This window comes from Arthrobacter sp. zg-Y40 (assembly GCF_020731535.1).
Taxonomy (GTDB): domain Bacteria; phylum Actinomycetota; class Actinomycetes; order Actinomycetales; family Micrococcaceae; genus Arthrobacter_B.
The window spans coordinates 464,376-487,636 of record NZ_JAJFZS010000008.1; the positions used below are offsets into that span (position 1 = coordinate 464,376).

Sequence of the window (23,261 nt, forward strand, 5' to 3'; positions counted from 1 at the left end):
ATGTCTTTCAACAAGTCCCAGGGACGCCACCGCGCCGAGACCACCGGCGTTTGGTCCACCATCTCACTGGCCACCGCTACCCGCGGACGGACCATCGGCAGCACCGCAGCCGTTGTCGCCGCAGGTTCGGGCCTGATGCTCGGTATGGCCGCACCGGCCTCCGCCGGCGTTGTGGCCAACGACAACTACACACCCACCCAGACCACGGCACCGGCCGCACCGGTTGCTCCGGCAGCTCCGGCTGCTCCGGTTGCCGCCCCCGTAGTTGAGGCTGCTCCCGTGGCCGCTCCGGCGGCCGCTTCCACCCACACCGTAGTTGCCGGTGACACCCTCGGTGCCATCGCCAGCACCTACGGTACGAGCCTGGAGAACATCCTCTCCCTCAACGGCCTGTCCATGGCCTCCGTCATCTACCCCGGTGACGTTGTGACCTTGTCCGGTGACGGCGCTGCTGCTGCCCCCGAGCTCAGCTACGCTGCCGCGTCCTACTCCACCGAGGCTTACGCCGCTCCGGTCCAGGCCGCTGCCGCCAACACCGGCGTGATCAGCACGCAGGCCACCTCCGTGACTCCGTCTCCGGCCGCTGCACCGGTGGGCGGCACCAACGCCATCATGCTGGCCTCGGCCTACTCGCAGCTGGGCGCAGCCCAGGACTGCACCGTGCTGGTTGAGGTTGCGCTCCGCGCCGCCGGCCACTCCGTAGGCGACCTTGCTCCCGCCCAGCTGGCGGCATACGGCACCCAGGTCTCCACCCCGGAGCCCGGCGACATGGTCTACTACGCCGACGGCGGCATGGGCCTGGCCCACATTGCCATCTACGTAGGCAACGGCGAAGCCATCCACAGCGGCTGGAACGGCAACCAGACCGTAGTCCAGTCCGTCAACGTCGGCTCCGGCCCCGTGTTCTACCGCGCATAAGGCTCCACCGCCCTATCGCACGGCCGGCAGGCGTTAGTCCGCTGACCAAACAAAGCGTCCGTTCCCTTCCCGGGAACGGACGCTCTGTTGTTAAGTGTCCTTGACGTTATCTGCCCCGGCCCTTGTGGAATCCCGCGGACCGGAGCGGGCCGTCAGGGCACAAACCGGTATCCCATGCCGTGTTCGGTCAGCAGGTGGGCGGGACTGGCCGGATCGGCCTCCAGCTTCCGCCGCAGCTGGCCGATGTACAGGCGCAGGTAGCCGGAGTCCGTTGTTCCGGGACCCCACACGTTGTGCAGCAGGGTCTGCTGGGTCACCAGCATCCCGGGATGGGCCAGCAGTTCGGAGAGGAAGCGCCACTCGGTAGGCGTCAGCCGGACGTCGGCGCCGTCCTTGAGGCGGGCGATCCGCCGGGCGGCCAGGTCCACGCGGACCGCGCCGAACGTGATCTCGCTGGGACCGGCGGCGGCCGGCACCCGGCGGGAAAGGGCACGGATCCGGGCCAGCAGCTCCTCGGTGGAAAACGGCTTGGTCACATAGTCGTCAGCCCCCAGGTCCAGGGCGCGGACTTTGTCTGCCGGGTCCACCCGGCCTGACACCACCAGGATGGGCACCGCACTCCACCCGCGGACCGCTTCAATAACGTCCATCCCGCTGAGCCCGGGCATTCCCAGGTCCAGGACCAGCAGGTCCGGATGCGTGTCCACCGCCTTCCGGATGGCAGCGCTGCCGCTTTCAGCCGTCACTACCTCGTACCCGTACGCGCCCAGGGTGATGCGCAGGGCGCGCAGGATCTGGACGTCGTCGTCCGCTATCAGAATCTTCATCCCGCCACCGCCCGATTGGACCGTCCCGGGATGGAAACCCGTGCTGCAGCCGGCAGCGAGAGGACCATGGTCAGCCCGCCGCCGGGGGTGTCTTCGGTTTCCAGTGTTCCGCCCATTCCTTCCGTAAATCCTTTTGCCAGTGCCAGGCCAAGCCCCAGTCCGGTGGAGTTATCCGTGTCCCCCAGCCGCTGGAAGGGAACAAATATTTCCCCCTTCCGCTGTTCGGGAACACCGGGACCCGAGTCTATGACGCGGATTTCCACCCGGCCGGCAAACTCGCTGACGGACAGCACCGTCTTGCTGCCCTCCGGACTGAAACGCATTGCATTTGCCAGCAGGTTCACCAGCACCCGCTGCAGCAGCACCGGGTCAGCTGTGACGGTGCGCTGGACGGAGGGAATTTCCAGCTCGACTTCGGCGGGGCCCAGTTCCAGCTCCTCCAGTGCCGGCAGCACCGCGTCGGCCACGTCCACCGGTGCCAGGCTCACGCCCACCACCCCGGCCTGGAGCCGGCTGACGTCCAGCAGGCTCGTGACCAGGCCGGACAGCGAGGCAAGGGACTCTTCCGCCGTGGCCAGCAGTTCGTTCCGGTCCTGTTCGGACCAGGTGACGTCCGTAGCGCGCAGGCCCGTGACGGCGGCAGTGGCGGCGGTCAGCGGCCGGCGCAGGTCATGCCCGACGGCGGCCAGCAGGGCCGTGCGAACCTTGTCGGCTTCGGCCAGCGAGCCGAGGCCGCGCGCGGTTTCGGTCAGTTCCCGGTGCTCCAGTGCTGCCTCCAGCTGCGCGGTGATGACCGCCAGCAGCCGGCGGTCTGAGGCAGCCAGTTCGCGGCCCCAGAGGTCCAGGAAGCCGTTCTCCCCTACCGGCAGGCGGGTGAACGCAGGGTCTTCGGGTTCGGCCTTGTCCGGCCAGTCGCCGTCGGAGTACAGATCCGCTCCGTCCACCCGCAGCCGGGCCGCGCTGACATTGAACGCCTCCCGGGTGCGTCCCACCAATGCTGCCAGGGCATCCTCGCCGCGCAGCACGCTGCCTGCCACGGATGCGAGCAGCTCTGATTCCGAGGCGGAGCGCCGGGCGGTGCGCGCGCGCCGCGCCGCAGCGTCCACCACGTAGCTGACCAGCATCGCATTGACCACATAGAGTCCCAGCGCCAGCATGTGCGACGGCGTGGCCACCGTCACGGTGTAGAGCGGTGAGATGAAGAAGAAGTCCAGGGTGAGGCCCGAGAGCAGCGCGGCGAACAATGCGGGCCAGATACCGCCGACCAGGGCCACAAGGATCACCAGCAGCTGGTAGCTCAGGACGTCGCCGGTAATGGTTTCCGCGCTTTGGGCGGCCACCAGGGCGGCGGTGAGCAGCGGACCGCCCACCAGCGCGAAGGCGAAGCCCAGCAGGCGCCGGCGCATCGAGAGGGCGCTGCCCAGGTGCGGCAATACCAGGGTCCTGGCAGCGGCCGAATGGGAGACCATGTGCACATCAATGTCGCCCGACTCGCGGATGACCGTCGCCCCGATCCCCGGACCGGACAGCAGGGCGGCAATCCGCGGCCGGCGGCTGACGCCGATCACCAGCTGCGTGGCGTTGACCCCGCGGGCAAAGTCCACCAGGGCCTGCGGAATGTCATTGCCCACCACCTGGTGGAAACTGCCGCCCAGCTTTTCCACCAGCGCCCGCTGGGCCGCGAGCTCGCCGGGCTGCGGGCCGCTCAACCCGTCGTTCCCGGAAACGTGCACGGCAAGCAGCTTGCCGCCCGCGGAACGGGCGGCAATCCGTGCACCGCGGCGCAGCAGGGTGTGCCCTTCGGGGCCGCCGGTCAGGGCCACCACCACCCGCTCCCGCGCCTCCCATTTACGGTTGATGCCGTGCTCGGCCCGGTACCGGTTCAACGCCGAATCCACTTCGTCCGCCAGCCACAGCAGGGCCAGCTCGCGCAGTGCCGTCAGGTTCCCCAGCCGGAAATAGTTGGAGAGGGCAGCGTCCACCCGTTCGGCCGGATAAATGCATCCTTCGGAAAGCCGGCCCCGCAGGGACTGCGGGGCGAGATCCACCAGCTCCACCTGGTCCGCCTCGCGCAGCACGGCATCTGGCACCGTTTCGGCCTGCAGGGTGCCGGTGATCTGCTCAATGACGTCGTTGAGTGAATCGATGTGCTGGATGTTCACCGTGGACAGGACGTTGATGCCGGCGTCGAGCAGCGACTGAACGTCCTGCCAGCGTTTCTGGTGCCTCAGCCCGGGGGCGTTGGTGTGCGCCAGTTCGTCCACCAGCGCGTAGCCGGGACGCCTGGCCAGCAGGCCATCCAGGTCCATCTCCGCCAGGTCCAGTCCGCGGTGCGGCACGTTGATCCGAGGCAGGGTTTCCAACCCCGCGGTCAAAGCTGCGGTGCCGGCCCGGCCGTGGGTTTCCACCAGGCCCACAACGACGTCGAGGCCCTCCCCGTGGAGGCGGTGCCCTTCTTCGAGCATGGCGTAGGTTTTCCCCACGCCGGGCGCCGCCCCCAGAAATACCCTTAGTTGTCCCCGCGTCATGGACTAAGTGTCCAGCTCCGCCAGTGAAATGTTCAAAAGCAACACGTTCACGCCCTCCCGTCCCAGGAGATCCGTCCCTTCGGTAGCCTCGGTTACCAGTTCCTGTACCTCCGTTTCGCTGAGCCCGCGTGCAGCGGCAACCCGCGGTACCTGCAGCTGAGCGTATTCAGGGCTGATGTGGGGGTCCAGGCCGGAACCGGAGGCCGTAACGGCGTCCGCGGGCACCTCTTCCGGGGCAACCCCTTCGGTGTCCGCCACGGCCTGCCGGCGTTCGGCGACGGCCGCGGCAAGGTCCTCGTTGAGGGGGCCCAGGTTGGAGCCGCTGGAGGCTCCGCCGTCATACCCGTCGCCGGCGGCGGACGGACGGGACTGGAAGAACTCCGGCAGCGGCACGCCGTCGCCGTCCGTGAAGGACTGCCCGATCAGCGCTGAGCCGACGTCGGTTCCACCGGAACTGACCATGGAACCGTTGGCGCGGCCGGGCAGGGCGACCTGCCCCACGGCCGCCACCGCGAACGGATAGGCCAGGCCAAGCACCAGGGTCAGCACCGCCATGGCGCGTACGGCAACGCCGAGCTGGCGCATGCTGCTGCGGACGGGATTCATTTGTTGCTCCTAAAGCTGGGAATGGTCATGTCAGAAGCCCGGAAGCAGGCTGACAAGCAGGTCAATGAGCTTGATGCCGATGAACGGGGCAATGATGCCGCCTACCCCGTAGATCAGCAGGTTCCGGGTCAGGACGGACGAGGAACCGGCGGCACGGTATTTCACGCCGCGCAGGGCCAGTGGAATCAGCACCACAATCACGAGGGCGTTGAAGATCACCGCGGAGAGGATGGCCGACGCCGGCGAATGCAGCTGCATCAGGTTCAGCGCTGCCAGCCCCGGGAAGACCCCCACGAACATGGCGGGGATGATCGCGAAGTACTTCGCAATGTCATTGGCGATGGAGAACGTGGTCAGCGCCCCGCGGGTGATCAGCAGCTGCTTGCCGATTCCGACAATGTCGATCAGCTTGGTGGGATCCGAATCCAGGTCCACCATGTTGCCGGCTTCCTTGGCTGCGGATGTTCCGGTGTTCATGGCCACCCCGACGTCGGCCTGGGCCAGCGCCGGTGCGTCGTTGGTGCCGTCGCCGGTCATCGCCACCAGATGGCCGCCCGCCTGTTCCCGGCGGATCAGGGCCATCTTGTCCTCGGGCGTGGCTTCGGCCAGGAAGTCATCCACCCCGGCTTCGGCCGCAATGGCCTTGGCCGTGTGCGGGTTGTCGCCGGTAATCATCACGGTGCGGATGCCCATGGAGCGCAGTTCGGTAAAGCGTTCCTTCAGGCCCGCCTTGACCACGTCCTTCAGGTGGATGAGGCCAAGCACCTGCGTGTCGCCGTCGGCGTCCCGTACCGCCACGAGCAGTGGTGTTCCGCCGCCGGTGGAGATGCGCTGCACCTGGTCTTCGACAGCCATCAGGACATCGACCTCGATCCCGCCGGATTCGGCGGTCCAGTCCAGGACGGCCGAGGCAGCACCCTTGCGGATCTTGGCGCCGTCGGGGAAGTCCATTCCACTCATCCGGGTTTGGGCCGTGAAGGGAACGCTCACGGAACCTGCCGGCGGCTGCGGGCGGCAGCCCTGCTTCTCGGCCAGTTCAACAATGGACTTGCCCTCAGGCGTCGGGTCCCCGAAGGAGGACAGGACGGCGGCGTCGACAAGGTCCTGGTTTTCCGTGCCGTTGATGGGCACGAAGGCCGATGCCTGCCGGTTGCCGTAGGTGATGGTGCCGGTCTTATCCAGGAGCAGCGTGGTGACGTCGCCGGCAGCCTCCACGGCGCGGCCGGACATGGCGAGCACGTTGCGCTGGACCAGCCGGTCCATGCCGGCAATGCCGATGGCGGAGAGCAGCGCCCCGATGGTCGTCGGGATCAGGCATACCAGCAGGGCCACCAGGACCGGGATGCTGACGGCGGCGGACGAGTAGCCGGCGAGCGGGTTCAGGGTCAGCACGACGACGACGAAGACCAGCGAGAGGGTTGCCAGCAGGATGTTCAGGGCAATCTCGTTGGGGGTTTTCTGCCGTGCGGCACCTTCCACCAACCGGATCATCCGGTCCACGAAGGTTTCACCGGGACGGCTGGTGATCCGGACGACTATCCGGTCCGACAGCACCCGGGTGCCGCCGGTGACGGCGGACCGGTCACCGCCGGACTCGCGGATTACCGGTGCGGATTCGCCGGTGATCGCCGACTCGTCCACGGAGGCAATGCCGTCAATGACGTCGCCGTCGCCGGGAATGACCTGGCCGGCGGATACCACCACCACGTCATCCAGGCCGAGGTCGGCGGAAGCCACTTCCTCCGGCGCTGCGCTCAGGGCTGCCGGATCCCGGCGGCCGTCATAGGCGGGAACGCGGAAGGCGGTGGTGGTGGCCCTGCTGGCACGCAGCGAGGCGGCCTGGGCCTTGCCCCGGCCCTCCGCAACGGACTCGGCGAGGTTGGCGAACAGCACGGTTGCCCACAGCCAGCCGGCGATCAGCCAGGCGAAGGATCCCGGTACTGCAGTGCCGCCGGAGTCCTGGGGGCCGCCCATAAACGGTTCGGCGACGGCGATGGCGGTAATCAGTGCCGCACCAACCTCGACAATGAACATCACCGGGGTGCGCACCATCAGCCGCGGATCCAGTTTGCGGAAGGCCCCGGGCAGTGCCGCGGCCAGCGATGCGGCCGTGATTCCCCGGCGGGCCGGTGCCGGCGAGGCGGATCCGTCTTCGGCCGACGGTGACGGTTTGGACGGTGAGGGTTGAGTGAGTGTGGACATGGTTATTGCAGTCCTTCCGCCAGGGGACCCAGCGCGAGTACGGGAAAGAAGGTGAGGGCTGTGACAATGACCGTGACGCCGCACAGCAGCGTGACGGACTGAAGCCTGTGGGTGGGCAGCGTCCCGGCCGAAACGGGAACCTTGCCCTGCTCGGCGAAGGACCCGGCCAGGGCGAGCACAAACACAATCGGCAGGAACCGTCCCACCAGCATGGCCACGCCCAGGGCCGTGTTCAGCCACGGAGTGTTGGCCGTGAGCCCGGCGAACGCCGAGCCGTTGTTGTTGGCCGCAGATGTGAAGGCGTATAGCACTTCGCTGAAGCCATGCAGCCCCGTGTTGAGGATGGACGTGCCCTCGATGTCGGCACGGATGCCGGGAACCGCAAAGCTCAGCGCTGTTCCCACCAGCACCAGGGTGGGCATGGTGAGGATGTACAGGCTGGCGAGCTTGATTTCCCGCGGGCCGATCTTTTTGCCCAGGTATTCCGGTGTGCGGCCCACGAGCAGGCCGGCAACGAAGCAGGTGATCACGGCCAGGACCAGCATGCCGTACAGGCCGGACCCTACGCCGCCGGGGGCGACTTCGCCGAGCATCATGTTCAGCATGGCCATCATGCCGCCGAACGGGCTGTAGCTGTCATGCATGGAGTTCACGGCACCGGTGGAGGTGAGGGTGCTGGTGGAACCGAAGAGCGTAGAAGCGGCGATGCCGAACCTCTGCTCCTTGCCTTCCATGGAACCGGCTGCCCCGTCTGCTGCGGAGAATTCAAAGGCGGTCATCGCGGCGAGTGAGACGGCGAAGATGGCACCCATTGCGGCCAGGATCGCGTAGCCCTGCCGGCGGTCGCCCACCATGGTGCCGAAGGTGCGCGGCAGGCTGAACGGAATAACCAGCATCATGAAGACCTCAACGAGGTTGGTCCAGCCGGTGGGATTCTCGAACGGGTGGGCCGAGTTGGCGTTGAAGAACCCGCCGCCGTTGGTGCCCAGCAGCTTGATGGCTTCCTGTGAAGCCACCGGACCGCCCGGGACCACCTGCGAACCGCCGGTGAGGGTGGTGATGGTGGAGAAGCCGTTGAAGTTCTGGATGACGCCGCCAATCATCAGGACAATGGCGCCGAGTGCGGCCATTGGCACCAGCAGGCGCACCAGCCCCCGGGCCAGGTCCACCCAGAAGTTACCGATGGTGCCCTGTTTGCGGGCAGCGAGACCGCGCACCAGGGCAACTGCCACGGCCAGGCCGACGGCGGCTGAGAGGAAGTTCTGCACGGCCAGTCCCAGCATCTGCACCGCGTAACCCATGGTCACTTCCGGCGAGTAGGACTGCCAATTGGTGTTGGCGAGGAAGGACGCCGCCGTGTTGAAGGCCAGCGCCTCGGGAACCGCCGGAAGGCCGAGGGCACCGGGCAGTACGGGCTGGATCCGCTGCAGGAGATACAGCAGGCCCATGCCGGCCGCGGAGAAAACCAGCACGCCGCGCAGGTAGTTCTGCCAGGACTGTCCGGCGCCGGCGTCAACCCCCACAAGGCGGTAGAAACCGCGTTCCACGCCGAGGTGCTTCTCGGAGGTGTAAAGCCGGGCCATGTAATCGCCCAGCGGGCGGTACACGAGCACCAGCAGGACCACCAGGGTAAGTACCTGTGTGGCCGTGGTCCAGCCGCCCATCAGAACTTCTCCGGCCGGACGAGGGCTGCCAGCAGGTAGACGGCGGAGGCCGCCCCAAGGCAGAGGGCCAGGATGTCGAAGAAAGTCACAGCTTCTCCACCGCCCCTGCCATCAGGACAAACGCGGCGAACAGCGCCACGAAGCCGGTAATAAATAGAACGTCGAGCACGGAAGTTGCCCCCAGGCTAGAAAAGTCGCGCCGCCGGTCGGCTGCGCGGGCACGCTGTGTGCCGCCTTCGATTAGATGCCCGCGCCGGAGGGCAAAATGCCATCCTCATGTTTTCCTCACGGACGCAGCGCAAACCCTTACGGAATGCCTATGCTCCGCCGCGTTTGTGACCCGGTCCCGGCCGCTGCACGGGCCTCCCAAGTTCGGGGTATACACTGTAAACTTCTCGTCCAGGAAAGGACCTCCAATGCCGCAGTCCCCGCTGACCCCTGCTGCTATTGCCGCCTCCGCGGTCCGCGTGGCCGACGCGGACGGATTGGACGCCGTGTCCATGCGCCGGGTGGCCCGTGAACTGGGCGTATCGGCCATGGCGCTGTACCGCTACGTGGCGGACCGGCAGGCCCTGTTGATCCTGATGGCGGAGGAAGTTGCCGGTGACTACGCCCTCCTGCCGCCGGGCAACCACACCTGGCAGCAGATGCTGGTGCACATGACCAACACGCAGTGGTCCGTTTTCACCGCGCATCCCTGGCTGCTGAGCGTTGTCCTCACTCCCCGCCGGCTGGTGAATACGGCACGTCCCTCAGAGGTCGAACTGCTGCTTTCAACACTGCACCGGGCCGGATTATCCGAAGAGCAGGCCTATGACTGCCTCCTGGGTGTTTCCGCAGCCGTGATCGGCACCGCCACCATCACCATCACCGCCCACAGCGGCCCGGAGAACGCGGAACCTGCAGGACCGGGCCGCTGGGACGAAGCCGCAGTGGCCCCCCATCCCTACGCAGCACGTTTCCAGGAGCAGGGCATCAGCTACACGGCCTCCCGCCGGTCACTGGATTTCCTGGTTGCCAACTTCATCAACGGCGTCGCACAAAGCCTCAAAAACTCCCCGGACACTCCGTAACGCCCGGGTTTATGGAAGGAAGAACATGCAGCTGAGCAACAAAACAGCAATCATTACCGGTGGTGCCGGCGGAATCGGGCAGGGCATAGTCCGCCGGTTCCTCTCCGAAGGCGCCAAGGTGGCCGTGGTCGACATTGACCAGGCCCAGGGCGACAAGCTGCTCGCCGACCTTGAGGGCAAGGGCGAGGTCATCTTCATCGCCAAGGACATCTCCAAGGCGGAGAACGCCGAGGCGATCGTGGCCGAAACCGTGGCGCACTTTGGCGCCCTGGACATCCTGGTCAACAACGCGCATGCCTCCAAGCAGGCGCCCATCATGGAGACCACCCCCGAAATCTGGGACCTGTCCTTCAACACCGGCACCATGGCAACCTTCCACCTGATGCGCGCTGCCTACCCGGAGCTGAAGAAGACCCGCGGCAGCATCGTGAACTTCGCTTCCGGCGCCGGCATAAAGGGACTGCCAAACCAGGTGGCCTACGCCGCGGCGAAGGAAGCCATCCGGGCCATCTCCCGCACGGCCGCGAACGAATGGGCAGCCGACGGCATCCGCGTAAACGTTGTGTCCCCGGTCGCCCTGACCCCGGGCATCGTCCAGTGGAGCCAGGCCTTCCCCGAGGCCTACCAGGAAGTAGTGGACGGCGTTCCCCTGGGCCGCCTGGGTGATCCCGAAACCGACATTGCACCGGTGGTTGTGTTCCTGGCCAGCGAGCAGTCGAAGTACATGACCGGCCAGACCCTCATGGCCGACGGCGGCAGCATCAAGCTGTACTAGTCGGTCCCCCAGCTAGTCGGTCCCCGGCTAGCTAGTCCCCAGCACCGCCCAGCCCAAGGCAGGCAGTGCAAGCCGCTGCCCCGGGACGTCCAGCCCGCCCTCGCCGGCAAGGACGTCCCGGGCCGCAGCGGGAACCTCAACGGTGGCGGCGGCCGCGGCAAGGTTCAGTGCCACAACCAGCGAGTTGCCGCCGTCGTGCACCTCATACACAAGCTGCTCGTTGCTCACCGAGTGCGTGCGCGTGCGGGCCCCGTGGAGCCAGGCATGCCGGCGGCGCAGGCCAATCAGCGTCTGGTGCAGCCGGTAGAGCGGCGCCCCCACGGCAGAGAGCTCATCCGGCGCGGCCGGGAAAAGCGGCCGGACGTCGTCGTCGCCCCCGGCACGGTCTTCCTTGATGCCGCGGTAGCCCTGCTCATCGCCGTAGTACACCACCGGGGTGCCCGGCAGCGTGAACAGCAGCACCAGCGCATGCGCCAGGCGGCCCGACGGCGCCAGCCGGCTCGCGATGCGGGTCACGTCATGGTTGCCGACAAACGTCAGCGGCACGAAGGTCTCCAGGAACATGTTGTGCCGCTGCAGGGCCCATTCCAGCTCAAAGAAGTTGCCGTCCGAGAGCGAACTCCATACCGCTTTCCACAGTTCGTACTGGGTCACCGAGTCCAGCTTCCCGTTCTCCACCTCAGCGGTGTAGTCGCCGTGGATGTACTCCCCCACAAACCAGGCATCCGGGAACTCGGTCCGGACATCGTCGAGCACTGCGGCCCAGAACGACGACGGCACGGCGTAAGCCGCGTCCAGCCGCCACCCGTCGGCCCCGCGGCGCAGCCAGTGCTTCATCACGTCGGCAACAAAGCGGGCCACCTCCGGTTCCCCGTGGTTCAGCGCCACCAGCTGGTGGTGGCCCTCGAAGTCCCCGTATTCCGGTTCGACCCCGGGCTCCCAGCCGCCCGGCCAGCCGAGATGGAACCACCGGGCTTCGGCGGCATCCGGACCCTGCTCCAGGGCCTTGCGGAAGGGTGCAAAGGAGCGGCCGGTGTGGTTGAAGACCCCGTCCAGCAGCACCCTGAGCCCCCGGGCACGGGCCTGGCTGATCAGTTCGTCGAAATCGGCGTCGTCGCCGAGCCGGGGGTCGATCCGGTAGTAGTCCGCGGTGTCGTAACCGTGGCTTTCGGACGCGAACACCGGCCCCAGGGCCAGCCCGGACGCACCCATTTCCAGGATGTAGTCCAGCCACGCGGTCAGCTGCGGCAGCCGGTGCTGCACCGGCGCATCCGCTGCCGGGCCGCTCTTCTCGGCTCCGGTAAAGCCCAGCGGATACACCTGCCACCAAATGGCGTGCTGTACCCAGTCCGGCGTCGTCATAGTGCCCTTCCCGTTGTCTTTCGGTCCGGGTACCAGTCTGCCACCATCAGTACCCTTACCGCTGCGCGGGCACTCCCGGACGCAGGGCAACCAGCACGCCGGCGGCGACCACCACATGCATCAGGGCCAGTCCGGTGAAGCCGAGGGTATCGAACCCGGCCGCAGCCGTCATGCCAATGGTCAGCAGCGCCAGGGCAGCACCGGCCCACCGGCCAATCCGGAGCAGGGAGGGCCAGCGCCGGGACAGGAGCACAACGGCAACCAGCCCGATCAGCAGGGGCACCACCGACATGATCAGCACATTTGCTGCACCCACCACCATCCCGGACGCGTTCGCGTACTCCGCACCCGCGGACCGGAAGACGAAAAAGAGCACGAGGTTCAGTGCCGCTGCGCCAACGATGACGAGGGTCAGCAGCAGCGGGCGGTTGGAACCGGAGGTTCGGGCGGCTGCGGTCCGGGAACTTGTAGAGCTCATGGCTGCTCCTTAGGTTGTGGTGAACTGGCGGTGCGGAAAGTGGCGCGGCTGTCAGGCCCAGGACTTGAGGGTGTCCCTGAGCGGCGTGGCGGGCCGGCCGAGGAGCCGGCTGAGGTCTCCGGTGGTGTGCTCAAGCAGGCCGTCACGCGCGTTGGCATCCATGGCCAGCACTGCTTCGGCCATTTGAGCGGGCACGCCCGCGTCCAGCAGCATCCTCCGCTGCTCATCAGGACTGACGGGGCGGTACGTCACGGGGCTGCCGAGGACTTCTGCAGCGGCGGCGGCAAACCCGTCCCACGTCCAGGCGCTGTCTCCGGCGAGCTCATAGACCGCTCCCTCATGTCCTGCGGTGGTGAGAACTGCTGCGGCCGCCTCGGCATAATCGGCCCGGGTTGCACTGGGGATACCCCCTGAGCCGGCACTGTTGAGGATCACGCCGTCCGTTCTGGCCTGCTCAAAGTCGGCACGGTAATTCTCGGTGTACCAGTTGTTGCGCAGCACGGTGGCCGGCAGCCCGACGTCGGCCAGGAAGGCTTCGGTTGCCCTGTGCTCGGTGGAAATGCCGGGTACGGTGCTGGCTCCGGGCGCCGAGGTATACACCAGCCGGCGCACCCCGGCGTCGAGCGCTGCCTGGATGGCCGCACGGTGCTGGGGTACGCGGCGGCCGACGTCGCTGGCCGAAATCAGCAGGACGCTTTCCACCCCGGCCAAAGGGCGGCGCAGGGTGTCCGGTTCATCCAGTTCGATCCTGAAGGTGTCGAATCCTTCCTCCGAAAGTTGATCCAGCACTGCCTGGTTACGTCCCAGCGCACGGATTCCGTCCGCGGGCACGCCGCGGTCCCGCAGGGCCGCCAGCGTGAGGCGGCCCAGCTGGCCGGTGGCACCGAATACTGCGATGGTCATGGTTTCTCCTGCCGGATTGGTTCAAGCGTGAACGAAACGGTACTGCGGTTTAGTTCAACCTACAAGTGATCGGCAGGAACTTTTTCTTCAGGGATTAACTACCCGGTGTTAGTCTGCCCGCATGGAATCCGCCGCCCGCAAAGACGCAGCAGCAACCGGAGCATCCCCCGCCGTATCCTCCGCCGGTACCGGACCTACCCGGTGGCTCAACGAGGAGGAACAGGCGGCCTGGCAGGCATTCGCCAGTGTCCTGCTGCGGCTTCCGGGTGCACTGGACAGGCAGCTGGAGCGCGACGCAGGCATCAGCCACTTCGAATACGTGGTGCTCTCTGCCCTTTCCGAGGCACCGGACCGCACCCTGCGCATGGGATCCCTGGCCGTCCTTGCCTCGTCCGGGCTGCCCCGGCTGTCCCAAGTTGTCAGCCGCCTGCAGAAGCGGGGCTGGATCACCCGCGCGCCCGACCCGCGGGACGGCCGCTCCACGCTGGCGACGCTCACGGACGAAGGCTGGGAAAAGGTAGTAGCCACGGCACCCGGGCATGTGGAGGAAGTACGCTCACTGGCCTTTGATCCCCTGACCCGCGCGCAGCAGCGGCAGATGGGGGAAATCGGCCGCAGGATCATGGCGGCCGTGGATCCCGGCGACCGCAGCCTTCGCTGAGCCGGCGCGGTTCGGGGAATTCCTGCCGCTTCGCCAGCGCTTAACCGGGTGGAACCAACCAGAAAGCGAAGGACCCCATGGCACTTGAACAGATCGGCAACCAGCGCACCGCCGCTGATCCCCTGCAGCAGAAAGTCATTGACTACGTACGGCGCTACGGCCGGGTGCAGCCGCAGGACGTCGCAGAGGAATTCGATCTTGGCGGCGTTGAAACACTGAACGTGCTCACGTCGCTGGAGGAGATGGGTGCACTTCGGCTGGTGTCCGGCGGAGACGGCGTTTTTGCCGTCCCCACCGGTCAGTCACTGTGTGATCCCTACACGGGTACCTGCAGCATCTAGCCGCGGCCGCCGTCGTTAGAACCGCCTAAAGCATGCTGTTCGGCACCGAGGCGAACGCCTCGGCGTCGTACAGCGCGGCGATCGAGCTCATGTAGCCGGTCCACTGCGCACCGGCCAGGGCGGAACCGTCAACGTACGAGCGGGTCACACCGTTGATCTCCTGGTTGTTCAGCGACGAGTAGGAATTCCAGTTGCCCACCCAGGACGCGGTGGCGATCCCGGTGGTGTAGCCGACCGTCCACGTCTGTTCGGACAGGTCAGTGGTGCCGGTTTTCGCCGCCGCGGGAACTCCGATGGGGTGGATGCTTCCCGGTGAGCCCTTGACCAGGTTCTGCAGGGGCAGCGTAACCGCTGCGGCGACGTCGGCGGAGATGGCCTGCCTGCAGTCCTGTTGGGGAATGTCGTAGGCATTGCCCTGCCGGTCGGTAACCTCGGTGAGGGCAGTCGGCTCGCAGTACTGTCCCCCGGAAGCAAACGTGGCATAGGCCGAAGCCATGGTCAGCGGGGATACTTCCTGCCCGCCGAGCACGAAGGAGGGGCTGATGACTTCCAGCGGCTCCCCGTCCACGGCGCGGTGGATGCCCATGCTGGTGGCAGTATCGCGGATGTCGCACAGGTCCAGCTGGGCGGCCTGCGCCACGGTGGCGGTGTTGACCGATGAGGTCAGCCCCTGGCTTACCGTCATGGACCGCTCATAGCCTTCGGAAGCGTTCTTGAACTTCCACTCGTCGAACTCGGCACTGCCGCCCAGGCAGCTGGCCTTCCACTTGAAGCCGGCCGGGTAGGACGTGCGGCTGGCGTCGATGGTGTCATTGAGCCCGTGGCCGGACTGCAGCCACTCTGCGGTGGTGAACGGCTTCATGGTGGATCCGGGCTGGAACCCGTACGGCGTGCCGCCCATGTCGGCGTCCACGTTGAAGTTCAGCTGCGTCCGACCCGCGCCCGGTTCGGGGGTGTATTCGGTATTCTGCGCCATGGCGAGGATCTTTCCAGTGCCCGGTTCCACCGACACGAGGGAGGACCCGGCACCGGAAGGATCACCCACGGGAACCTGGGCCTCAATCTGTTTCTGCGCCTCGGCCTGCAGGCGGGAATCAAGTGTGGTGCGGATGGTCAGCCCGCCGCGGGCCAGGAGCCGTGCCCGCTCCTTCACGCTGGAGCCGAAAGCGTCCGACTGCAGGATGGTCTGTTCCACATAGCTGCAGAAGTACTGGGCATTCTCCGCGCCGGTGCAACCGGACGTGACGGTCTGCGGATTCAGGTTCAGCCCCGTCGCCACGGCTTCCTCGTATTCGGCCTGGCTGATCTTCCCGTTTTTCAGCATGGCGGCCAGCACGGTGTCGCGGCGCTCCTGGGTGCCTTCCGGGTTGGTGAAGGGGTTGTACACGCTGGGTGACTGCACCATGCCGGCCAGCATGGCCGACTGCGCCGGAGTCAGCTCCGCGGCCGATACACCGAAGAAGCTGCGCGCTGCGGCTTCCACGCCGTAGGTCTGGCCGCTGAAGAGCACAATGTTCAGATAGCCCTCAAGGATCTCTTCCTTCGAGTACTGGTTTTCGACGGCGACTGAGAGTTTTGCTTCGCGCAGCTTGTCGCCCAGGTCCTTGGTGCCGCTCAGCGTCAGGTCGCTGCCGCCCTTGCCTGCTGCAATGTCCCGGCTGATGAGCACGTTGTTGACGTACTGCATGGTCAGGGTGGAAGCGCCCTGTGTATCGCTGCCGCTGGCATTGGAGGCAAAAGCCCGGGCCACGCCCTTAAAGTCGATGCCGTTGTGCTCGAAGAACCGCGCATCCTCGATGGAGACGATCGCGTCCTGCATGTTCTGCGAGATGGCATCGAGCTTCACCGGCACCCGGTTCTCGGCGTAAAACGTGGCCAGCAGCACGCCGTCGGCGCTGTAGATCTTCGATCCTTCGTCCAACGGTCCGGTTTCGAGCTCGTCCGGCAGCTGGTCCAACACTTCAACGCCCATGTCGGTGCCGGTGGCAGCCACGGCGGCTACGGGAATCAGGGTGGCCGCGGCCAGCACGCCTGCAACCAGGCTTACGAGGAGAAACGCGACCAGCCGACCGGGCATGCTGAGTCGTTCCAGGAAGGAGGTTTTAGGGGCTTGCATCCGGCTAAGTTATCGGGTCATCCTGTGAACGCTTTTGACCCCGGTTGCACCCGCAGGTATAACCCGCGATGTGTGCATCGGCGTCGGACCCCTGCCTATTCCGCGCCGGAACAGGGATCCGGTGAAGGCAGCGCTGCCTGCCGGATGGTTCGCAGCGGCACTGCCGCCTTTGAGGTGCGAGAACAAGATCACACCGAATCCGCCCTTAACGGGCTCCGGCCCGCCGCCGTTGGGCAGCGGGCCGGAGCAGCGGATCCGGAGCGGATCCTGCTACGCGTCGACGACGATCGCGGTGATCGCCGGGGTGCGGTTGTAGAAGCGGCGCATCCAGTTCGCGACGGCGCGCTCGATGACGTCTTCGAGGTCCTCGCCCTTGGGTCCGCGGCGGTTGCCGGACGCAGCGTTGGCCAGGGCCTTCTCCACGGCTTCCTCACCCTTGCTCAGGTCCTCGGACTTGATGGTGAAGCCCTTGGTGAAGAACTCGGCCGGCTCGGCGATGGTGCCGGTGTCGGCGTCGACCAGGGCCAGCACCGTCACGGCGCCTTCCTCGGCCAGCTGCATGCGTTCCTTCAGGGTCTCCTCGGTGGTGTGGCCGACGCTGTCGCCGTCCACGAAGACCAGGTCCACCTGGTGCTTGCCGGAGATCGTGGCACGGCCGCGGCGCAGGTCAACGGTCATGCCGTTTTCCGCGAGGACCACGTCGCGGGGATCCATTCCGGTCGCCTCTGCGATGGCTCCGTTGGCCTTGAGGTGGCGCCATTCGCCGTGCACCGGCATCACGTTGCGCGGCTTGACGATGTTGTAGCAGTAGGCGAGTTCGCCGGCGCTGGCGTGACCGGAGACGTGCACCTTGGCATTGCCCTTGTGCACTACGTTGGCGCCGATCTTGGTCAGGTTGTTGATGATGCCGTAGATGGCGTTCTCGTTACCCGGGATCAGCGAGCTGGCCATCAGCACGGTGTCGCCCTCGTGGATGCGGATCTGGTGGTCGTTGTTGGCCATGCGGGACAGCGCCGCCATGGGCTCACCCTGGGAACCGGTGCAGATCAGGACGACCTTGTGGTCATCGGTGCGCTGCAGGGACTTGAAGTCCACCAGGATCCCCTTGGGGATGTTCAGGTAGCCCAGTTCCTCGGCGATGGTCATGTTGCGGATCATCGAGCGGCCAACGAAGGCCACCTTGCGGTTGTAGCGCGACGCAGCGTCGATGACCTGCTGGATGCGGTGGATGTGGCTGGCGAAGCTGGAGACGATGATCCGGCGCGGAGCGGTGCGGAACACGGTGTCGATGGCCGGCGCCAGTTCCTTTTCCGAGGCCATGAAGCCGGGAACTTCGGCGTTGGTGGAGTCAGTGAGGAACAGGTCCACGCCTTCCACGCCCAACCGGGCGAAACCGGTCAGGTCGGTGATGCGGCGGTCCAGCGGGAACTGGTCCATCTTGAAGTCACCGGTGTGCAGGGCCAAGCCTGCGGCAGTGCGGATGGCGATGGCCAGGCCGTCGGGGATGGAGTGGTTCACGGCCAGGAATTCCAGGTCGAAGCCGCCGATGGTGCGCCGGTCGCCTTCCTTGACCTGGATCAGCTTGGGCTTGATCCGGTGTTCCTTCAGCTTGGCCTCGATGAAGGCCAGCGTCAGCTTGGAACCGACAATGGGGATGTCCGAACGTTCGCGCAGCAGGTACGGCACGCCGCCAATGTGGTCTTCGTGGCCGTGCGTCAGCACGACGGCGACGACGTCCTGCAGGCGGTCGCGGATGGCGGTGAAGTCGGGCAGGATCAGGTTGACGCCGGGGTGTTCTTCCTCAGGGAAGAGCACGCCGCAGTCAACAATCAGGAGCTTGCCGTCGAATTCGAAAACGGTCATGTTCCTGCCGATTTCGCCGAGGCCGCCCAGGTTCATCACTCGCATGGTTCCCTTGGCGAGTTCCCGGGGGGCTTTGAGGACGGCAGGTGTTCTATTCACGGATGTAGTTCTTTCGTCGGGGATCAAATTGCAGGGTGGAACGGCAGCCGTACGGCGGCATTCCGGAAGTCTGTGGTGCGGCCAGAACAGGGCCGGCAGCTGTTGTGCTTAATTCATTCTATTGATTTTTCCGGCGCGCCGGGGACACCGGGCACACACGGAGAGTCCCGGGACGGTTTCGGGGAGGTGGCGTTGCGGGTTCTAGCCGCGCTGCAGCGCGATTTTCTGCATGCGGCTGATCCCGGTGCTCTGCCCGCAGTTGGAGCAGGTGAAGGCATAGCGGCGGCTGGTGGTGAGGACCGGGATGAAGAACAGCGTGAGCCGGTTGGCGCGCTCCTCCACCTGCTGCGGCGCATAGGCGCCGCAGTATTGACAGGTGGCCGGCCGGGAGAACAGGGCGCGGGCAACGGTCTTGAATCCAAGGATAAAGAGCATACGTTCCTAACAGGTCCCCCGCCGCAGCCGTTCACGCATGCTGCGGGAGTCTCCGGCGAAATAGTCGGGTTCCTCCATTTGCTTCCACTCTACGGACCGGGCCGGCCGGCCGCACGGGGACACGCGGTAATTACTAAGGTTGCTTACCAACCGCGGTGGGGTTATCTTCGCTGCCATGGAAGCCCGCCCCGTGCTGGACGCTGAGTACATCCTGCCGCTGAAATGGAGCACTGACGACGGACTGGACGAGCTGTGCGGGTATCTGGCAGAGCTGGCCGTGCAGCTGCCGGTCCTGGTGGTGGACGGCTCGGACGTCGAGCACTTTGCCTCGCACGCCCGCGCCTTCCCGCCGGCAGTGCGGCACTGCCGGCCCAAGCATCCGGAATGCCGCAACGGGAAGGTGGACGGGGTCCTGACGGGTTTGGACCTCACGCAGGCCGCCAACCTGGTCATTGCCGACGACGACGTCCGCTTTACTCCGGCAGGACTGTCCCGGATCCTCGAACTGCTGGAGGGGGCCGACGTCGTCCGCCCGCAGAACTACTTCCCGCCCCCGCTGCCGTGGCACGCGAAATGGGACACCGGCCGGACACTGCTGAACCGGGCCTTCGGGTCGGACTATCCCGGGACCATGGCGGTGCGGGCCGGGACTCTCCGGCGGGCGGGCGGCTACAGCGGCGGTGTTTTGTTCGAGAACCTCGAGCTGCTGCGGACGGTGCGGGCCGCGGGCGGTGTGGAAGTACGGGCCGATGACCTCTTTGTGGCCAGGCTCCCCTGCTCCACCCGGCACTTCCTGCGGCAGCGCGTCCGGCAGGCCTACGACGGTTTGGCCCAGCCCGTGCGGTTCGCCGCAGAGCTGGCGCTCCTTCCGGTGCTGGCATGGTGCCTGCGCCGGCCGGTACGGCTGCTGCCCTCTGGCGCAGCGGCCGTGGCAGCGGCGGAATACGGGCGGCGGCGCGACGGCGGCACGCACGTGTTCGGGCCGACGGCGGCACTGTGGGCGCCCGCCTGGGTTGCTGAGCGGGCTGTGTGCGTGTGGCTTGCGGCGGCCCGGCGGCTGTGCGGGGGAATCCCGTATTCCGGCACCCGGCTCAAGACCGCAGCCCACTCCGTCCGGCAGCTGCGGCGGGGCATGGGGAAATAAGTGCGTGCCGTACCTTAGTCGGATGGGGAATCAGCAGGGCCAGCACCGCAGCGGTTGGGTAGCCGTACCGCACGCCCGGATCTACTGGGAAGCGAGCGGCAATCCGGCCGGCATCCCGGTCCTGTACCTGCACGGCGGTCCCGGCAGTTCGCTTGGGTCCGGCGGTTACCGAAGGCGGCACGATCCGTCCCGTTTTTTCACCGTCGGCATAGACCAGCGCGGATGCGGCCGCAGCACCCCCGTCGTCCAAGACGACTTGGCGCACCTGCACCTGAACACCACCCAGCAGTTGATCGAGGACATCGAAGCCGTGCGGGCCGAGCTGGGGTTCCCTGCATGGATCGTGACCGGACTATCCTGGGGCAGCACCCTGGCCATGGCATATGCCCTCCGGCATCCGGACCGGGTGCTGGGCCTTGCCATGGCCGCGGTGACGACCACCAGCCGTGCCGAAATCGACTGGATCACCGGCGACGTCGGACGTTTCTGCCCGAAGGCCCTGGAGGAGTTCATCAGGGATGCCCGCGCCCTGCCGTATGAGCGGACAGTGGAGGCCTATGCCCGCCGCCTGGCAGGTCCGGACCGTACGGACGCCCTCGCTGCGGCGCTAGCTTGGGACCGGTGGGAATCCGCCGTCGCAGCTCTGGAAACAGCGGGGCCGGCCGGTTCCAAAACATCCGCGTCCGCTGCTCCCCGGTTCGACGGCGAGCGCAGCTTGGTGAGTTTCGCCCTCCTGGTGACCCGGTACTGGGCGCAGGACGGGTTCCTCCCGGGCGCCGAGGCGATTCTGCCGCGGATCTACGAGCTCAACGGCATACCTGCTCGGCTGATCCATGGTCGGAAGGATGTCGGCAGCCCGGTGGACACCGCCTGCAAGCTGCACCGGCTTTGGCCCTCCAGCCGACTGACGGTGATAGACGGGGAAGGCCACGTTGGACCGAAGGGTTTGGCGGCGCTCGCAGGGGCTGTGGAGGAGATGTCCGCTGAGCTAGGCAGCCGCGGTCGTTCATGGCGAATCTAGGCCAGCAATTTCTATCCCGGAAAACGGGTAGCAGGTCAGGTATTTTTCCTCTCGCATTCGAATCCAGGGACAAATAGACTCGAACACATATTCGAAGATTCTGCACCTCTTCCTCAACGCCGGGAGGCTTCCACCCCACCTTCCAAGACGCCTCCTGCGGTCGCCGTCGAGGTTACCGCCGAGCTGGTGGGCGGGTGGGTGGCTTCCCTCGGCGGCGGCCCAGGCGCGTGCCGCCGCTGCGTTTGACGCGTTGCACCGGCAGAAGCAGGAGTTGTCCGGCCTGCCGCGGGAACAGTTGGGCAAGGGTATCGCCGGCCAAATAGCGCTGGCCCGCAGGGAATCTGCCAACCGGGGCGGCAGGCTCTTGGGTTTCGCGAAAGCGCTCACCGCCGAGATGCCCTGCACCTTGGACGCTTTGAGCCGCGGACTGATCAGTGAATGGCGCGCCACCTTGCTCGTACGTGAGACTGCGTGTCTCAGCGTTGCGGACCGGCGCACCGTGGACCGCGAGGTCGCCGGGGATCCAAAGGTACTGGAGACCCTCGGGGACCGGCAGATCATCGCCCGGGCAAAGGCTGCCGGCTACCGGCTGGATCCGCAGACTTCGGTAAACCGGGCCGCCAAGGCCGCTTCGGAACGCTTCGTCTCGTGCCGTCCTGCCCCGGACACCATGACTTACCTGACTGGACTGTTGCCGGTCAGCCAGGGCGTGGGCGTTTATGCCGCCCTGTCACGCGAGGCGGACCGGCTGCGGGCTTCCGGAGACAGCCGCGGACGCGGGCAAATCATGGCGGACACCTTGGTTGAACGCATTACGGGCCACGCCGATGCCGGCCGAATGGGGGTAGAGGTCCAGTTGGTCATGACGGACCGAACGCTGCCTGCCGGCGAGTCCGAACCGGCACTTGTGCCCGGGTACGGTCCGGTTCCGGCCCAGTGGGCAAGGGACCTGGTCCGCCAGCAAGGCGGCGGACGTACCGGGGACGGGGGCAACCGCGCCAGACGGGCGCGCAGACGCCCAGGCGGAAAGCACTTCGGCCAGGCGGGCGGACAAGACCGCCCGGAGGTGGATTCGCCGGTTGTACACAGCCCCGAAAACCGGCGAGCTGGTAGCAATGGATTCCCGCGCGCGGCTGTTTCCGGCTTCCCTGGCCCGCTTCATAGCCGCTCGGGACCAGACCTGCCGTATGCCTTGGTGCGGCGCACCCATTCGGCACATTGACCATGTGCGGCCGCACCGCGACGGCGGACCCACTACCGGGGACAACGGACAGGGCCTGTGCGAAGCATGCAACCATGCAAAGGAAGCACCGGGCTGGTCGGCACGGACGGTGCTGCTGCCGGACAAGCCCGGGCACACTCTGCACACCGTGGAAACGCACACCGTGGAAACCCGCACACCCACCGGCCACACCCACTGCTCTGCTGCTCCGCCCCTGCCCGGCGCCCCGCCAGGACCGGGAACGCGATTGCCGGCGCCGCTGCCCGATGTCGGCCGGACTGGTGATGAACTATCCGTGGCCGAGTCAGCGCTCGCCTATGCGCTCCGGGCTGCGTAGCCAAGCCGTCCCGGTAGGCTTTGAGCATGGCCAGATACTTTGACGTCCACCCCGAGAATCCGCAGCCGCGGTCCATCAACCAGATCGTGGAGATGCTCCGCTCCGGCGGACTCATCGCCTACCCCACCGACTCCTGCTACGCCCTGGGCGTCCAGCTGGGAAACAGGGAGGGCCTGGAACGTATCCGTCAGATCCGGCAGCTGGACGACAAACACCACTTCACCCTGGTGTGCCGGGACTTCGCCCAGCTGGGGCAGTTCGTCCAGCTGGACAACTCGGTGTTCCGCAGCGTCAAGGCCGCCACCCCCGGCAGCTATACGTTCATCCTTCCGGCAGTCAAGGAAGTTCCCCGGTGGCTGTCGCACCCCAAAAAGCGCACCGTAGGCGTGCGCATCCCGGACAACGCCGTGGTCCAGTCCCTGCTGGATGCCTTGGGCGAACCCCTGCTTTCCAGCACGCTGCTGCTGCCCGGTGACGAAGAACCGATGACGCAGGGCTGGGAGATCAAGGAACGGCTGGACCACCAGGTGGATGCCGTGATCGACTCCGGCTTCTGCGGCCCGGACCTGACCACGGTGGTGGACTTCTCCAGCGGCGCTCCCGAGGTGGTCCGCCGCGGCACCGGAGATCCTGCCCCCTTCGAGTAGGCTGCCCGCGAATACCCCTGCCTTCTGTTGACACCTTGT

Annotated in this window: 22 protein-coding genes; 10 read left to right on the forward strand and 12 right to left on the reverse strand. The window is 66.6% G+C overall.

Annotated elements, in window-relative coordinates; genetic code table 11:
• The gene (locus tag LJ754_RS09545) at positions 1-918 is read left to right on the forward strand and encodes a LysM peptidoglycan-binding domain-containing protein (RefSeq protein ID WP_227926375.1); all 918 of its coding nucleotides are present in this window, start codon (positions 1-3) and stop codon (positions 916-918) included.
• 152 nt (positions 919-1,070) lie between these two features.
• Here the strand turns inward: LJ754_RS09545 and LJ754_RS09550 are convergent, their stop codons facing one another.
• Genes LJ754_RS09550 through LJ754_RS09575 form a run of 6 tightly spaced genes read right to left on the reverse strand, consistent with a single transcriptional unit; the run spans position 1,071 to position 8,834 of the window.
• Complete coding sequence (locus LJ754_RS09550) at positions 1,071-1,745, reverse strand: response regulator (RefSeq protein WP_227911223.1); 675 nt, start codon at positions 1,743-1,745, stop codon at positions 1,071-1,073.
• The gene (locus LJ754_RS09555) at positions 1,742-4,273 is read right to left on the reverse strand and encodes an ATP-binding protein (protein ID WP_227926376.1); all 2,532 of its coding nucleotides are present in this window, start codon (positions 4,271-4,273) and stop codon (positions 1,742-1,744) included. The genes LJ754_RS09550 and LJ754_RS09555 overlap by 4 nt, the downstream gene beginning before the upstream one ends.
• Before the next feature lie 3 nt (positions 4,274-4,276).
• Complete coding sequence (gene kdpC / locus LJ754_RS09560) at positions 4,277-4,879, reverse strand: potassium-transporting ATPase subunit KdpC (RefSeq protein ID WP_227911221.1); 603 nt, start codon at positions 4,877-4,879, stop codon at positions 4,277-4,279.
• Positions 4,880-4,909: 30 nt separating this feature from the next.
• Positions 4,910-7,081: a potassium-transporting ATPase subunit KdpB gene (gene kdpB, locus LJ754_RS09565; RefSeq protein ID WP_227926377.1), complete on the reverse strand. Its 2,172-nt coding sequence runs from the start codon at positions 7,079-7,081 to the stop codon at positions 4,910-4,912.
• A 2-nt stretch (positions 7,082-7,083) separates the two neighbouring features.
• A complete protein-coding gene (kdpA, locus tag LJ754_RS09570; protein ID WP_227926378.1) occupies positions 7,084-8,745 on the reverse strand; it encodes a potassium-transporting ATPase subunit KdpA in 1,662 nt (553 codons plus the stop codon).
• Positions 8,745-8,834: a potassium-transporting ATPase subunit F gene (locus tag LJ754_RS09575; protein WP_227911218.1), complete on the reverse strand. Its 90-nt coding sequence runs from the start codon at positions 8,832-8,834 to the stop codon at positions 8,745-8,747. The genes kdpA and LJ754_RS09575 overlap by 1 nt, the downstream gene beginning before the upstream one ends.
• 327 nt (positions 8,835-9,161) lie before the next feature.
• Here LJ754_RS09575 and LJ754_RS09580 point away from each other — a divergent pair, with 327 nt between their 5' ends.
• Both LJ754_RS09580 and LJ754_RS09585 read left to right on the forward strand, forming a co-directional pair.
• Complete coding sequence (locus LJ754_RS09580) at positions 9,162-9,818, forward strand: TetR/AcrR family transcriptional regulator (RefSeq protein ID WP_227926379.1); 657 nt, start codon at positions 9,162-9,164, stop codon at positions 9,816-9,818.
• Positions 9,819-9,843: 25 nt separating this feature from the next.
• Positions 9,844-10,593 (forward strand): SDR family NAD(P)-dependent oxidoreductase, encoded by a 750-nt coding sequence (locus LJ754_RS09585; protein ID WP_227911216.1) that lies wholly within the window; start codon positions 9,844-9,846, stop codon positions 10,591-10,593.
• A gap of 27 nt (positions 10,594-10,620) precedes the next feature.
• Here the strand turns inward: LJ754_RS09585 and LJ754_RS09590 are convergent, their stop codons facing one another.
• The 3 genes from LJ754_RS09590 to LJ754_RS09600 are packed head-to-tail and all read right to left on the reverse strand — an operon-like array spanning position 10,621 to position 13,336.
• On the reverse strand, positions 10,621-11,955 hold the full coding sequence (locus LJ754_RS09590; protein ID WP_227926380.1) for an alpha-amylase family protein: 1,335 nt from the start codon (positions 11,953-11,955) through the stop codon (positions 10,621-10,623).
• 55 nt (positions 11,956-12,010) lie between these two features.
• Entirely contained in the window at positions 12,011-12,433 is a 423-nt protein-coding gene (locus LJ754_RS09595; protein ID WP_227926381.1) for a DUF6069 family protein, read from the reverse strand.
• Positions 12,434-12,484: 51 nt separating this feature from the next.
• Complete coding sequence (locus LJ754_RS09600; protein ID WP_227926382.1) at positions 12,485-13,336, reverse strand: SDR family oxidoreductase; 852 nt, start codon at positions 13,334-13,336, stop codon at positions 12,485-12,487.
• Positions 13,337-13,457: 121 nt separating this feature from the next.
• On the opposite strand from LJ754_RS09600, the gene LJ754_RS09605 reads away from it, so the two are divergent.
• Together LJ754_RS09605 and LJ754_RS09610 are read left to right on the forward strand one after the other, a co-directional pair.
• The gene (locus LJ754_RS09605; RefSeq protein ID WP_227926383.1) at positions 13,458-13,997 is read left to right on the forward strand and encodes a MarR family winged helix-turn-helix transcriptional regulator; all 540 of its coding nucleotides are present in this window, start codon (positions 13,458-13,460) and stop codon (positions 13,995-13,997) included.
• 77 nt (positions 13,998-14,074) lie between these two features.
• A complete protein-coding gene (locus LJ754_RS09610) occupies positions 14,075-14,338 on the forward strand; it encodes a hypothetical protein (protein ID WP_227911211.1) in 264 nt (87 codons plus the stop codon).
• A 25-nt stretch (positions 14,339-14,363) separates the two neighbouring features.
• Here the strand turns inward: LJ754_RS09610 and LJ754_RS09615 are convergent, their stop codons facing one another.
• The 3 genes from LJ754_RS09615 to LJ754_RS09625 form a co-directional block, all read right to left on the reverse strand.
• Positions 14,364-16,454, reverse strand: coding sequence for a transglycosylase domain-containing protein (locus LJ754_RS09615; protein WP_227926384.1), 2,091 nt, complete (start codon positions 16,452-16,454; stop codon positions 14,364-14,366).
• 270 nt (positions 16,455-16,724) lie between these two features.
• Positions 16,725-18,362, reverse strand: coding sequence for a ribonuclease J (locus tag LJ754_RS09620; protein ID WP_227911288.1), 1,638 nt, complete (start codon positions 18,360-18,362; stop codon positions 16,725-16,727).
• A 255-nt stretch (positions 18,363-18,617) separates the two neighbouring features.
• Entirely contained in the window at positions 18,618-18,851 is a 234-nt protein-coding gene (locus tag LJ754_RS09625) for a zinc-ribbon domain-containing protein (protein ID WP_227911209.1), read from the reverse strand.
• A gap of 175 nt (positions 18,852-19,026) precedes the next feature.
• On the opposite strand from LJ754_RS09625, the gene LJ754_RS09630 reads away from it, so the two are divergent.
• From LJ754_RS09630 to LJ754_RS09645, 5 genes are all read left to right on the forward strand, one after another.
• On the forward strand, positions 19,027-19,995 hold the full coding sequence (locus LJ754_RS09630; protein ID WP_227926385.1) for a glycosyltransferase: 969 nt from the start codon (positions 19,027-19,029) through the stop codon (positions 19,993-19,995).
• Between the two features lie 22 nt (positions 19,996-20,017).
• Positions 20,018-21,016 (forward strand): alpha/beta fold hydrolase, encoded by a 999-nt coding sequence (locus tag LJ754_RS09635; protein WP_227926386.1) that lies wholly within the window; start codon positions 20,018-20,020, stop codon positions 21,014-21,016.
• Positions 21,017-21,266: 250 nt separating this feature from the next.
• Positions 21,267-22,238, forward strand: coding sequence for a DUF222 domain-containing protein (locus tag LJ754_RS09640; RefSeq protein WP_442860320.1), 972 nt, complete (start codon positions 21,267-21,269; stop codon positions 22,236-22,238).
• A 4-nt stretch (positions 22,239-22,242) separates the two neighbouring features.
• Entirely contained in the window at positions 22,243-22,575 is a 333-nt protein-coding gene (locus LJ754_RS17040; protein WP_442860321.1) for a hypothetical protein, read from the forward strand.
• A gap of 26 nt (positions 22,576-22,601) precedes the next feature.
• A complete protein-coding gene (locus tag LJ754_RS09645; RefSeq protein WP_227926387.1) occupies positions 22,602-23,222 on the forward strand; it encodes an L-threonylcarbamoyladenylate synthase in 621 nt (206 codons plus the stop codon).
• Positions 23,223-23,261 lie beyond the last annotated feature (39 nt).

Coding starts and splice junctions, on each gene's coding strand:
- LJ754_RS09545 (WP_227926375.1), top strand. CDS start 1: ATGTCTTTCAACAAGTCCCAGGGACGCCACCGCGCCGAGACCACCGGC.
- LJ754_RS09550 (WP_227911223.1), bottom strand. CDS start 1,745: ATGAAGATTCTGATAGCGGACGACGACGTCCAGATCCTGCGCGCCCTG.
- LJ754_RS09555 (WP_227926376.1), bottom strand. CDS start 4,273: ATGACGCGGGGACAACTAAGGGTATTTCTGGGGGCGGCGCCCGGCGTG.
- kdpC (WP_227911221.1), bottom strand. CDS start 4,879: ATGAATCCCGTCCGCAGCAGCATGCGCCAGCTCGGCGTTGCCGTACGC.
- kdpB (WP_227926377.1), bottom strand. CDS start 7,081: ATGTCCACACTCACTCAACCCTCACCGTCCAAACCGTCACCGTCGGCC.
- kdpA (WP_227926378.1), bottom strand. CDS start 8,745: ATGGGCGGCTGGACCACGGCCACACAGGTACTTACCCTGGTGGTCCTG.
- LJ754_RS09580 (WP_227926379.1), top strand. CDS start 9,162: ATGCCGCAGTCCCCGCTGACCCCTGCTGCTATTGCCGCCTCCGCGGTC.
- LJ754_RS09585 (WP_227911216.1), top strand. CDS start 9,844: ATGCAGCTGAGCAACAAAACAGCAATCATTACCGGTGGTGCCGGCGGA.
- LJ754_RS09590 (WP_227926380.1), bottom strand. CDS start 11,955: ATGACGACGCCGGACTGGGTACAGCACGCCATTTGGTGGCAGGTGTAT.
- LJ754_RS09595 (WP_227926381.1), bottom strand. CDS start 12,433: ATGAGCTCTACAAGTTCCCGGACCGCAGCCGCCCGAACCTCCGGTTCC.
- LJ754_RS09600 (WP_227926382.1), bottom strand. CDS start 13,336: ATGACCATCGCAGTATTCGGTGCCACCGGCCAGCTGGGCCGCCTCACG.
- LJ754_RS09605 (WP_227926383.1), top strand. CDS start 13,458: ATGGAATCCGCCGCCCGCAAAGACGCAGCAGCAACCGGAGCATCCCCC.
- LJ754_RS09610 (WP_227911211.1), top strand. CDS start 14,075: ATGGCACTTGAACAGATCGGCAACCAGCGCACCGCCGCTGATCCCCTG.
- LJ754_RS09615 (WP_227926384.1), bottom strand. CDS start 16,454: ATGCAAGCCCCTAAAACCTCCTTCCTGGAACGACTCAGCATGCCCGGT.
- LJ754_RS09620 (WP_227911288.1), bottom strand. CDS start 18,362: ATGCGAGTGATGAACCTGGGCGGCCTCGGCGAAATCGGCAGGAACATG.
- LJ754_RS09625 (WP_227911209.1), bottom strand. CDS start 18,851: ATGCTCTTTATCCTTGGATTCAAGACCGTTGCCCGCGCCCTGTTCTCC.
- LJ754_RS09630 (WP_227926385.1), top strand. CDS start 19,027: ATGGAAGCCCGCCCCGTGCTGGACGCTGAGTACATCCTGCCGCTGAAA.
- LJ754_RS09635 (WP_227926386.1), top strand. CDS start 20,018: ATGGGGAATCAGCAGGGCCAGCACCGCAGCGGTTGGGTAGCCGTACCG.
- LJ754_RS09645 (WP_227926387.1), top strand. CDS start 22,602: ATGGCCAGATACTTTGACGTCCACCCCGAGAATCCGCAGCCGCGGTCC.